This is a genomic window from Rheinheimera soli, assembly GCF_031457405.1.
Lineage (GTDB): Bacteria > Pseudomonadota > Gammaproteobacteria > Enterobacterales > Alteromonadaceae > Pararheinheimera > Pararheinheimera soli_A.
In genome coordinates this window covers 1-12,721 of sequence record NZ_JAVDWR010000034.1, presented here as the reverse complement: position 1 = coordinate 12,721, position 12,721 = coordinate 1, and the positions used below count along the sequence as shown (strand labels likewise).

Below are 12,721 nucleotides of genomic sequence, written 5' to 3'. Positions count from 1 at the left end.
ACTGAGCAGGCGATAGCTAAAGTGTGGGGTGAGGTGTTATCGGTAGAGCGTGTGGGGCTTGAGGATAATTTCTTTAGTCTTGGCGGTGATTCGATATTAGCGATCCGCGTAGTTGCGCTGCTCAGGCGGTCCGGGGTTCAGGTCAGTATCAGCGATGTGTTTGTGCATCAGACGGTGGCGAGGCTGGCGCAGTTTGTGGCGCAGCAAACGTCGGACCCAGTGGTCAGTGCAGTGACGGTGGCCTTTGGATTGTTAACGCAGGAAGAGCGGGCGGTTATAGACGAAGCGGTGGTGGCAGATGCGTATCCGTTGTCTACGTTGCAGTCGGGGATGGTGTTCCATACACAGTTGTCGGGGTTTAGCGGTGTGTACCATGACATCAATGCTGAGCATGTCGTGTGTCCTTGGGATGAAGGGTTATTTACCCAGGCGTTAAGAGACTGCATGGATGCGCATCCGATTTTAAGAACCCGTTACCAGTTGTCAGGCAGTCGGCCATTACAGTTGGTATATCGGCAGGCAGATGTGCCTTTGGTGGTGGAGGACATTCGGCACTTCACGGAGCAGGCACAAGAGCGGTATTTGGCCGATTGGCAGCAAGAGCGCCAGCGACATGAGTTTGATTGGGCGAAGGGTCCGCTGTTCCAGGTCAATATTTTTAATCGTACAGATGAGAGTTTTGTATTTGCGCTGAGTTTTCATCATTCGTTACTGGATGGCTGGAGCCGGGCGTCATTGAGTACGAGGTTGTATAACCGTTATCATCAGTTGCTGCAGGGGCGAACGCCTGAGCCATTAGTGCAAGAGCATATTTATCGGGAGTATATTGCGCTTGAGCAGAAGGCGTTAGCTAATGAAGAGGCGCGAGATTATTTTGCCAGGATGTTGGCGGAGGCTCCGGGGCAGCAGTTGCCGGAGGCGGTTGGAGCAACCGAGAGGGCTGAGGGTGAGCATGGGCAGCTGCGAGTGGCTGGTTTTAATGAGCGCTCGGTGAAGTTGATTGCTTTAGCAGGTGCCTTAGGTGTACCGGTTCAGGCGGTGTTGCAGGCGTTACATCTGAAGGTGTTACACAGCATCAGCGGACAAGCGCAGGTGCTGACCAATGTTGTGCACAATGGACGGCCTGAAGCCGAGGGTGGCGAGCAAGCTATTGGGCTATTTTTAAATTCGTTGCCGATGGCGATAACCCTGCAGCCGGGCAGTTGGCGTCAGCTGATAGCGCAGGTGATGTCGGTACATCATCAAAGCATGGTTCATCGTCATTATCCGCTGGCGCAAATTGCGCAGGACAGTGGGCTTGGTTTTGATGAAGTGCTGTTTAACTACACCCATTTTCATGTGTTTAATCAAATCGATATACATGGCGACGGTCAGGTGGTGTCGGTGCTGGATTCGGCTGGATTTGAGCAGACCAACTATGGTCTGACGGTGAATTTACAGCGGGGTGGAGCGGTTGATGGCGTGGGTTTACAGCTGGTGTATGACCCGGCTCGTTTTGATGCGGCCATGATTGAGCAGATGGGATGTTATTACGAGCGTGCGGCTGATGCCTTACTGGCGGACATTGACAGTGAGTGTTACGCCCTGAGTTTGTTGTCAGCGGCGGAGCAGCGACACTTGCTGTGGGACAGAAATGATACGGCGGTGGTTTATCCGGACACGCAAACGGTACATGGCTTATTTGAGACTCAGGTAGCTAAAACACCGGATGCGATAGCGGTAGAGTTTGAAGGTCAGCAGCTCAGTTACAGCGCACTCAATCACGCAGCGAATCAGTTGGCTGGGGTGCTACTGGGTCGTGGTGTGAAGGTGGGTACTTTGGTGGGGATTTGTTTAGAGCGCTCGGTGGACATGGTGGTGTCGATACTGGCGGTGCTAAAAGCCGGTGGTGCGTATGTGCCGTTAGATCCGGATTATCCTGCCTCACGTTTGGCCTTTATGCTGGAAGATGGTCAGTTAGGTACGGTGTTGACGGTCTCAGGCTTAGCGGCGCGTTTGGCGGCACCGGCGTTGGTCGTTTGTCTGGACGCTGAGGCTGAGATGGTGGCAACACAAGCTTCGGTGACCTTGCCTGTGGTGTCACCGAAGGATTTGGCGTATGTGATTTATACCTCGGGTTCGACGGGGCAACCCAAAGGGGTGATGGTCGAGCATCAGGCGCTGATTAACCGAATTGACTGGATGGAGCGGACCTATGGCTCGACAGCAACCGACAGGATTTTACAGAAAACGCCTTATAGCTTTGATGTTTCGGTGTGGGAGTTTATCTGGCCGTTACATGTAGGGGCGGCGTTAGTGCTGGCAAGGCCTGGGGGGCATAAAGACCCCGGATATTTGGTTGAGTTCATTCGTGAACGTCAAATCAGCAAACTGCATTTTGTGCCTTCGATGTTGAGCAGTTTGATGGCGCAGCAAAGTCTGGCGGGATGTGGCTCACTTAGACAGGTGTTCTGTAGTGGTGAGGCATTGCCTTTGGCCTTGGCGCAGAGTTTTATGCAGCAATATCCTGAGATTGAACTGCATAACTTGTATGGTCCAACGGAAGCGGCAATAGATGTCAGTTATTTTAGTTGTCATCAAGGGGGGGCAGTATATGGCAGCATGCCGATTGGACGGCCAATTCAGAATATTCAATTGTATGTATTAGGCCGGGACAAAGAATTGTTGCCTGATGGAGCCATTGGTGAGTTGTACATTGGTGGCGATGGTTTGGCTCGGGGGTATTTGAATCGACCGGAGCTGACGGCCGCGCGTTTTATTGACAATCCGTTTTATCGTACAGGGCCATCGAACCAATCGGCACGATTGTATCAAACGGGGGATTTGGTGAGATGGCTGCCTGATGGGGAGCTGGCGTACTTGGGGCGTTTGGATCATCAGGTGAAGGTACGGGGCTTCCGTATTGAAACCGGAGAGATAGAACATGTCATCAATAGTTTTGCCCAAGTGCAGGCGGTGGCAGTATTGATGGCGCGGTTACCCTCTGGTGAGGAAGGTTTGGTGGCGTATGTGGTGGCCTCGGTGAATGAGGCGCAACAAAGAGACTGGTGTGATGAGCTCAGAGCGTACGTCAGTGGGCAGTTACCAGAGCATATGATGCCCGCCGTTATTATGACCTTAGATGCGCTGCCATTGACAATCAATGGTAAGTTGGACCGCCGGGCCTTGCCGTCACCGGATGTGGCGATACAGCAGCGGGTTTATGTTGCGCCACAGACCCCGACAGAGCGTGCCATCAGCGAGGTTTGGCAGGAGGTGTTGGGACTGGTGCAAGTGAGTCGGGAGGATAATTTCTTTGAGCTGGGTGGGCATTCGCTGCTGATAATGCAGGTGATTGCGGGCTTACAGGGCCGGGGCGTGAGTTTGGCGGTCAGAGACTTATTTATCGCGCCGAAACTGGTTGCGCTGGCTCAGTTGATTGATGGTCAGGTGGCGCTAGCGCATTATGTTGCGCCGGCGAATTTAATTCCGGCTGATTGCGATAAGCTGACTCCGGAGATGTTGCCATTGGTCAATCTCAGTGCTCAGGAGCTTGTGCATATTGAGTCGGTGGTGCCTGGGGGGGCGCGTAATATCCAGGACATTTATCCTTTAGGGCCGTTACAGGAAGGCATTTTATTCCATCACAGTTTAAGTGCAGAGGCAGATCCTTATGTGATGCCGATGTTGTTTAAGATGGCGGATAAGGGGGTGGTTGATCGCTTTGTGGCGGGGTTGTCGTTTGTGGTGGCTCGTCATGATGCGTTGCGGACGGCCATTGTGTGGTCAGGGATAGAGACGCCGGTACAGGTGGTGTATAAGCAGGCAAGTGTGCCGGTGACGTGGCTGACCCCAGAGGGTGATGAGGATGTTGCCGGTCAAATGCAGGCGTTGTGCGCGCCAGAGTTACAGTCGTTAGACATTACCAAGGCGCCGCTGTTGGGGGTGAAGGTGATGGTGGATGCGGGGACTGGTGCACACTATGTCATGGTGCAGTTCCATCACCTTATCACGGACCATGTAGGCTTGGAGATAGTGCAGCAAGAGGTGATAGCCCATACTCGGGGAGGGGCTGAGGATTTGGTCGCGCCGATGCCTTATCGTGAGTTTATTGCTCATATGTTGCATCAGCAGAGTCATGATGCAGAGACTTATTTCAACCAGTTACTGGGGGATGTGAGTGAGCCGACGTTACCGTTTGGTTTAACCAATATCCAAGGGGATGTCAGTGAGATTGTTGAGTTGCGGGAACGTTTACCTGAGGCGGTGAGTGTTCAGTTGCGGGCGGTGGCGAAACGCTTGCAGATCAGTCCGGCGGTGATATTTCACAGTGCCTGGGCGTTGCTGTTAGGCACTTGTGCCAATCAGGATGATGTGGTGTTTGGGACCGTGTTGTCGGGTCGTTTGCAAGGGACGCGGGGGGTGTTAAACACGGTGGGAGTGTTTATCAACACCTTGCCTTTTCGAGTGAAGCTTGGTGGTGTGAATGCTTTAGGACTGGTCAGGCAGGTGCAACACTCGCTGAGTGATTTATTGCCTTATGAGCAGGCGTCATTGACGGTGGCACAGAGGGCTTCTGGTGTGGCGGCGAACCGTCCACTGTTTACCTCGATGCTGAATTATCGTCATTCAAGTGAGGCAGGAGCCGCAGGGCAGCAAGGGCTGGCAGCTGAGTTTGAGATCATAGGCGGGCAGGAGCGGAACAACTATCCGTTTACCCTGGCGGTTGATGATTTGGCGAGTGACTTTGGTTTGAATATTCAGATTGACAGGTCGATTGATGCTGAGAGAGTGATGGCTTATAGCCAAACGATTATCAGGCGATTGGTTGATGCATTGTGTCAGTCGTCAGAGCAGCCAGTGACGGAGTTGTCGGTATTACCGGCAACAGAGCAAGCGCTGCTAAATAGCTTTAATCAAACCGAGAGTGATTATCCTGAGAACAAGTGTGTCCATGAGTTGTTTGAGGCTCAGGCTGGGAGTTCGCCAGATGCGATAGCGATTGAATTTGAAGGTAAGCAGTTAAGTTATCAGGCGCTTAATGAAAGGGCGAATCAATTAGCCCGTTACTTGTTGGATTCCGGTGTTGAGAGTGAAACCTTGGTTGGGGTTTACTTTGAACGCTCGTTAGAGGTGATTATTGCGATGCTTGCGGTACTCAAAGCCGGAGGGGCTTATGTGCCACTTGATCCTGATTATCCTCAGGCACGATTGTCTTATATGTTAAAAGACACCAATACCACAGTGATACTGACTCAGCAAAAACTGCTTGGTGGACTCAGTGAGCTGGTGAGTGCTCAAATGCAGTTAATTGCAGTTGATAGTTTCAGTTTTGAGACAGCAGAAGAACTGGGAGTTAGTACTGGGGGATTTCGTGCGAAAGGGCAGCATAATCATTTAGCCTATCTGATTTATACCTCGGGTTCTACCGGTCAGCCTAAAGGTGTCATGGTGGAGCACAGAGCCATCAACCGGTTGGTCATTAATACCAATTTTATTGATATCACCCCGAAAGATACATTGCTGCTGTTGTCATCGTTATCTTTTGATGCGGCTACGTTTGAGATTTGGGGGGCGCTGTTAAATGGAGCGAAGCTTGTCATCGCGCCAGCAGGAAATGATGTTATTAGTCAGTTAGACAGATTAATTGACAGCAGCGGAGTCAGTGTTTTATGGCTAACTTCAGGACTGTTTCAGTTGCTGGTCAGGGAGAATGCCAAACAATTTTCTAAGGTACGCGTTTTACTGTCTGGTGGTGATGTGGTACCGCAGTCAGCAGTAAAACAGTTATTGCATGATTGTCCGACCACCACATTTGTCAATGGTTATGGACCTACAGAAAATACAACCTTTACGGCATGTTACCGCGTAGCTAAAGGATTGGATGAAGGGCTTCATTCGCTGCCTATTGGCTCACCTGTTGCTAATACTCAAGTGTACATTCTTAACCAAAATGGACGACCTGCGCCTGTGGGAATGTATGGAGAGTTATATATAGCTGGCGATGGACTGGCGAGAGGATATCTAAATGATCCGATGCTGACCGATAAGAAGTTTATAGCAAATCCGTTTAAACAAAACAGCCGAATGTATCGTAGTGGTGATCTGGCTCGCTGGTTACCTGATGGCAACCTGGAGTTTATCGGGCGGATTGACAATCAGGTCAAGATTAGGGGATTTAGAATTGAGCTGGGAGAAATTGAACATCAACTGAGCCGCCAGGATGCTGTGGTATCGGCTTTGGTACTGGCGCCGACCTTGCCGGATGGAAGCCGCCAACTGGTCGCTTATATTCAGGCCGTTGAGTCAGTAGATGAGAGCGCTCAGGCAGAGCTGACGGTGCAGCTTAAAAGCACTATGGGGCAGAGTCTGCCGGATTACATGGTACCGGCGTTGTTTGTATTTATAGAGCAATGGCCGCTGACGCCCAACGGAAAAATAGATAAAAAAGCGTTGCCGTCTCCGGATGCTACCCTGCTACAAGGGGAATATGTCGCTCCGAAAAATGATATTGAGCGCACGTTGGTTACAATCTGGGCAGAGTTGTTACAGTTGGACGCGAACAGTATCAGCACGACAGCTAACTTTTTTGAGTTAGGCGGGCATTCACTGTTGGCCATTAAGCTGTGCAAACAAATGGAATCAAAATTCAACAATATAATTAAAGTTAGACAATTGTTTGAAAATCCGACTATAGAAATGTTTAGTCGTAGTTTAGTACAAGTATCAGAACAAAGGGGCAATGAGAATAGGTCAAAACAGCTCATAAAGATTAAGCACAACCCAACACCAGGGCAGGTTGTAAACGTACCATTAACTCCTAATCATGTATATGCCCTAGTAAACTCTAATGAATCGCGAAATACCTGGTATATACGGCAAACCGTTCATTACCAAGAACCTGTTAACCAAGATCTATTTAAAGCTGCTTTACAAGTTTTGCATCAACGTCACGACGCCTTAAGGTTACGCTTTTATCAAGATCAGGATCAAAACTGGTTTAGTAAAATTCTGCCCGTAGATGGTGACGTCCATTTTGACCTCTTTGATATTACAGGCTTGCCACAAGCGCAGATTACGACAGCGTTTGATCAGTTAAAACAAAAATATAGCCTTGCAACCATTGAGAAAGGACCTGTGTTTTACAGTGTTTATTTGGCCGATAAGAATAAAGGCTTATATCATGTAATACACTCTTTACAGCACCATATTGCAGATCAGATTTCCTTTGATATTTTATTAAGAGAGCTGGATGATATCTATATAGCATTTCTATCTGCTGCGCCGCTTAAGTTGCCTCCTGTAGAATTATCTTACTATAGCTATTCGCACTATCTAAAAGATTACTGTGAAACAGAAGAGTGTTTGAATAATAGGCATTTTTGGCTGTCTACATTAACGGATGATGTAGCTGATATGGTTAATAATACTTATCCTCAGGATGGTTTTTGGCACAGTACTACTTTGATTGGTACGCTATCTGAGCACGCGACGGCGAAGCTCTTTGAACTTACTCGTTTGAGTGAGGGTTATAGGATGTTTGACATTATGCTAGAGAGCTTTGTCAATGCCTATTGTGTGTGGAAGAATGGAAATAGCCTGCGGGTTAATCTAATTTTAAATGGACGTTCGTTTCAACAGGTTGGTGTTGATACATCAAATTTTGTAGGCTGGATCTCAGAACTGATACCTGTTCGGATTATTAAACCGCACCATAACTCAAGGCTAGAGTCGCTGGATGCGATCGTGACTATGTTAAAGCAAGTACCTGATGATAAAAGCTTCGGATTGCTTAGAGACTGTCATCCAGATAAAGAAATTAGGGCTTTATTCGAAGGACTAAAAGAGCCCCAGATTAACTTTAATTATCTTGGTCATTCCGATGAACAAAGTGACTATGAAAACGTAGGCGATGATATTAAACCTATTATAGTTCGAAATGCACCACCTTTAAGGAAACACTATTTGATAGTGGAAATAAGGATTAGAAACAATCGTCTTCAGGTGTTCTGGGATTACGTTGTTGAACTACTTCCGGAAAGTCAGATACAAAAATTGAACGAATTGTTTATAGAGCAGCTTGTATTATTATGCGAAGAAGTTGTGCCGTAACCATATAGCTAGGTGTGATGATTAAAGGACGCTGATGATATAAGCATTGAGGCTCTAATGTTTCAGTGTAAGTGCCTGTTTATCATGGCGATATAAGGCCGTTCGTACATAGCGAGAGTGTTCAGTATCCCAGAGGAGTCCCCCAATGTTACTACTGGCTTTATTAATTGTGTCAGCACAGGAGATCCCCGAAACAGACAGTTTATTTTGAGGCGATCGTACTTTAGCCTAAATAACTGTTTCTAACAGTAGATCACTAAGAGAAAGGAAATCAATGCGGTTTGGTTGTTGTTCGCTCAGTACGGCAGCAGTTTAGCTAATGCTTCAGGGGTGTTCGCTGTTGGCAGTTGTTCAAACAGATGTGTCAGATAGTGATAAGGCCCTAAGCCGTTGATTTTGGCGGTTTCGACCTGACCGTACAGTGCAGCACTGGCTCCGGTTCTGGTGTTAGCAAACAACCAGGCTTTATGACCGATGACGAAGGGCTTCACTGCTCGCTCTGCTCTGTTGTTGTCGATGTTGAGCTGGCCACCGTCCAGATAACGTATCAACTTCGGCCACTGCTTTTGTGTATAGCTGATGGCTTTGCTAACCAGACTTTCTTTTGGGGATGGTGTCTTTGGATTTTTCCAGCCAGTCCCAGAGTTGTTTCAGGAGCGGTGCGGCAAATTGTTGGCGTTGCTGCTGTTTGACCTCAAACGGCTGTGTCTTCAGTTTGCTTTCCAGTGCATACAACTTTTGGATGTGGTTGATGGTCCAGTCGGCTTTGCTGGTTTTTCCTTTGCCTTGTGTCTGCTGCGTTTCAGTAAACTTACGCCGCGCATGTGCCCAACAACCTGCAGCTCTTTTCCCCAATAGGGAAGTTAGAGTCATCAGTATAGAAATACTAAAAATCTATATTTTGGGCTGGGCTGCCGCTGGTTTTTTCGGCGTACTTTTAGGCTATTGGTTAACATCGATTTCAGGTATTAACTACTCCTATGACACTGGTGTTGAAGCTTCAGCTCCAAAAGTATGGAATATGGTTTTGATGTTTGGTCTTGGAGTTATTATTCTTGCATCAATCGCCGGGATGTTCGGGCCAAATAGGTTAAATTCAATTCTCTATTTAAAGGGAAAATTGTTAGAAAGTTGAAGCCTTCGGAAATGGTTATTATGAATAATTTAACTTGGACACATTCAACTGCTAATTGGACGCCTGGCTCTGGGGTTCGAAAGGTAGTTGCAGCATTTGCATGATGCTGTTGCGCTGCAATTTATTTTTCTTTTGATGATGCTTATGCCCTCAACATTTAAATAGCTTGTTCGAGCGTTTTTTGTAAAGAAAAATGTGGCTATGATTTAAATGTTTATTTCATGCACATATGTAAATGGCAGCCGCAAATATTGTGGAAGCAATGCGTCTGTGATTTTTTTTGTAAAATGGTGGTGAGCAACATTTCTCGGCATCAGAGATCTATGCCGAGAAGCTGCTTAAAATCGAAATCCTTGAAGACTGCGAGATGAGCTTCTCTTAATGAGTTCCAAGGCTGAAATTCGCAGAGCTAGCTCTATTTCTTCAGCAGAATCTCTTCATTATTAGCTTTGGCCCATTCATTCCAGATATCAACTTTACCGTTGAAGTTTTCAGTTGCTTGTATAATTGCCACATCAAGCAGCGGCTGGACTTGTGACGCTAATTTTTTGGCTACTTTAGAATAAGGAAACACATCAACGCCACGCGCGACTAATCCCTTTTTCATCGTATGTGTTTTAAGTAATGATCTGATCCGGCAACACTGGACACGCCACTAAGCTACTTTCTTTAATTCATAGTTTTCTGGGCTGAGATAGCCAATAGCACTATGCCTTCTGGTTTTGTTGTAATCAACTTCAATATATTCAAATACCTGTTGTTTGAGCGTTACACGATCCGTTAACGGTTCATCTTTGAGCAGTTCGACCTTCAGAGTATGGAAGAAGCTCTCTGCCACTGCATTGTCCCAGCAATTACCTTTTCTACTCATACTTTGTATAAGCTGGTGTTTCTCAATCAGATTTCTGTAAGCCATCGAGCAGTACTGGCTACCTCTGTCGCTGTGAACTATAACTCCCTTTGGCGAACCGCGTCGCAGTAAAGCCATTTGCAATGCTTTACACGTCAACTCTGCCGTCATCCGCGAATTCATCGACCAGCCAATCACTGCTCGCGAGTACAAATCAATGATAACCGCCAGATACAGCCAGCCTTCATTGGTTAGCAAATAGGTGATATCACCCACCCATTTCTGGTTGGGTGCATCGGCACTAAAGTTCTGCTCCAGCAAATTTGGGGCCACTGGCAGCTGATGGTTGCTATCTGTGGTCACCTTGAACTTCCGGGCTGCTTTGGCTTTTAATCCTTGTCTTTTCATGCTGTTCAATATCGTTTTCAGGTCTGCATGGTCGCCATTTTCAGTCAACGCGACCTGAATGCGGCGCGCACCATCACGTTGCTTACCTTGAACAAAGGCCTCCCTGATTTTTTGGTCCAGCGCTGTCCGCCGCTGGGCTTTCTCGCCAGGTTCCTCACCCGTACGACGCCACTGATAATACCCACTTCGCGATACACCAAACACAGCAGCCATGCGTTGCAGGCGGAACCTGTGTTGGTGCTCCAGCATAAATTCAAATGCTGCTACTTTTGATTTTTCGCGAAGTAGGTTGCGGCCTTTTTTAAGATGGCTAAATCCTCAGCCTGATCAGCCAGTTGGCGACGTAACTTAGCAACTTCAGCCGCTAGCTCAGCTTCACGCTGGCTGGTAGTGGATTTCTTCTCTGATGCATTACGCCAGTTGTAAATCTGGGTTTCGTATAGCTTCAACTGCCGTGCTGCTTCGGCCACGCCAACACGCTCGGCCAGTTTCAGGGCTTCGGCTTTAAATTCTGCGGTATAGGTCTTGCGGTTCTTTTTAGTTGTCATAGGCACCTCGTTATGTGATTTTACTCACTTAGCGCGGTGTACAGAACTACTGGATCAGATCAGTTCACATAAAACCAGAACAGGTGTTCATTTTAAATCAGAATCGGTGTTCACTTTGGGGCAGAATACGCAACTCGATCCAACCACAGTGTTTTTACCGATATCTGGAAGCTTAAATTCTACAATATCTGCATAGCCGTTTGGTTGAACAACAAAGAAATCAGGCCTTATGTCTTTTCTATCTTCGCTTTGCCATTGACAAGTCAGTTCAGAGTAAATGTTACTTGCGCCAAACTTCATTGTTAAAATGAATTCATTCTCCGGTTCTGATAAATATGAAGTAATATCGGTTTCTGAGTTTTTTTTGTTTCCCCACTTTTCGATAAATTTATTGATCTTCGGTAACTGAACGAATTTAAATTCATCTGGAATCGGATAGGAGTAGTTGGCATCATGCTCAACTAGGTTACCCATCTTTTCAAGATTGAACCCTATGGTGTCCGTTTTTTCATCAGAGCCATCAAAGATAACTGGAAAAAAATCTAACCACTTAATTCTCCTACTTTTTAATCCAGAGTCGTCTGCATCAAAAAAAATCCCATTTACAATCCTAGTGAATTTTCCATGCATTGGCTCAGGACTTGGCATATTAAAACCCATAATGCTGTTTTGAGCCGCAAAGTTCCAACCTAACTCAGTGAGCTTATCCCATCCCCGGTTAGTCGGAAAAAGAAGATCTTCACTAAAAATCGGAAGCGGCATTTTCATATCAAGTGTAGAGTCATATTTAAATCCAATAATTTGCTCAAAAAGATTGCACTCTTTATATGAATAATCGTGAAATTGGAGCTCTATTGTGCGGTCTGGCTTTAACTCATCAATAAATTCCGGCCCTGTATACTCAACTGCTATATGAGTCCTACCTACGTATACAATTAATTTCGTATGGTTGAGCAGGAATCCAGGAACAGTCTTTATTAGCTCAGGTTTATCTTTAATATAGTGATAAAGAGGCCCCAAGTAATGCTTCATTAAATCCTGCATAAAAGCCATAACCAGGGGTTTTATTGTTGTATTAACTTGTGGTTCAGTCATGAAATCTTCATCGATTTATTTTCGGTATAATAAATTAGCCAAAAAATTATTATATTTAAAGTTGGAGTAACACTTTTTAATTTTCAATATACTTGCAAAGTTAGCATAAAAAAGTTCGAATCTTCAATCATTTGAGCTGGATACCCTGCGGTGGCAACTACAAATCATTGGCAAAGCCGCCAAGCAGTTTGCCATCATATTTGACATCTTTACATTCGTCGTACTGGTCACTACAAACTAGCCAGTAACTCAAAATAGGTATGAAAAGCACTCGGATTTTTAAGGTATGGGCAATGCGAGAACATCTCAAAAATTTCGAGAGCCGAGGTTTATTTAGCCTCACCAACGTCCGCTTTCAGTGAAAAGCAGCGATCTGGCCATGTTCAAGATACGAGTAAGCTCCTAGCTATTATAGGTATTTAGTTCAAACAGAGTTCAATAAACACTAGAAGAAAAAAGCTATCAAAATAGTACGTCATTTAAAATTGTTAACTGATGCACTAGTACCTTTTCAATTTAATTCTGATCGATTGAGTTACCAGTCAGTTGGTAGCTCATGGACCGGAACTAAGACCGTAATTGCCCTGCTTTGAT

General features: G+C 46.3%; 5 protein-coding genes and 1 pseudogene. 2 read left to right on the top strand and 4 right to left on the bottom strand.

Annotation, left to right across the window (positions count from 1 at the left end):
- Positions 1 to 12: 12 nt before the first annotated feature.
- Complete coding sequence (locus J2W69_RS20210) at positions 13 to 8,091, top strand: amino acid adenylation domain-containing protein (protein WP_405047902.1); 8,079 nt, start codon at positions 13 to 15, stop codon at positions 8,089 to 8,091.
- Between the two features lie 296 nt (positions 8,092 to 8,387).
- Here J2W69_RS20210 and J2W69_RS20205 read toward each other — a convergent pair.
- Positions 8,388 to 8,931 (bottom strand): annotated as a pseudogene (locus J2W69_RS20205) (IS66 family transposase); the annotation flags it as partial.
- On the opposite strand from J2W69_RS20205, the gene J2W69_RS20200 reads away from it, so the two are divergent.
- Positions 8,843 to 9,226 (top strand): hypothetical protein, encoded by a 384-nt coding sequence (locus J2W69_RS20200; protein WP_310281972.1) that lies wholly within the window; start codon positions 8,843 to 8,845, stop codon positions 9,224 to 9,226. The pseudogene J2W69_RS20205 and the gene J2W69_RS20200 sit on opposite strands and share 89 nt — an antisense overlap.
- Positions 9,227 to 9,641: 415 nt before the next feature.
- On the opposite strand, the gene J2W69_RS20195 is transcribed toward J2W69_RS20200, so the two are convergent.
- From J2W69_RS20195 to J2W69_RS20185, 3 genes are all read right to left on the bottom strand, one after another.
- Complete coding sequence (locus tag J2W69_RS20195; protein ID WP_310281968.1) at positions 9,642 to 9,833, bottom strand: hypothetical protein; 192 nt, start codon at positions 9,831 to 9,833, stop codon at positions 9,642 to 9,644.
- A gap of 48 nt (positions 9,834 to 9,881) precedes the next feature.
- Positions 9,882 to 11,032, bottom strand: a protein-coding gene (locus tag J2W69_RS20190) for an IS3 family transposase (RefSeq protein WP_310281966.1) whose coding sequence is annotated in 2 segments (ribosomal slippage) — positions 9,882 to 10,792 and positions 10,792 to 11,032 — 1,152 coding nt in all. Because the reading frame shifts where the segments join, the coding sequence is not laid out codon by codon here.
- Between the two features lie 87 nt (positions 11,033 to 11,119).
- Positions 11,120 to 12,127, bottom strand: coding sequence for a hypothetical protein (locus tag J2W69_RS20185; protein WP_310281964.1), 1,008 nt, complete (start codon positions 12,125 to 12,127; stop codon positions 11,120 to 11,122).
- Positions 12,128 to 12,721 lie beyond the last annotated feature (594 nt).

What these genes read in the sequence shown, in the direction of transcription:
- J2W69_RS20200 (WP_310281972.1), top strand. Translation starts at nt 8,843, where the DNA reads ATGGTCCAGTCGGCTTTGCTGGTTTTTCCTTTGCCTTGTGTCTGCTGC.
- J2W69_RS20195 (WP_310281968.1), bottom strand. Translation starts at nt 9,833, where the DNA reads ATGAAAAAGGGATTAGTCGCGCGTGGCGTTGATGTGTTTCCTTATTCT.
- J2W69_RS20185 (WP_310281964.1), bottom strand. Translation starts at nt 12,127, where the DNA reads ATGACTGAACCACAAGTTAATACAACAATAAAACCCCTGGTTATGGCT.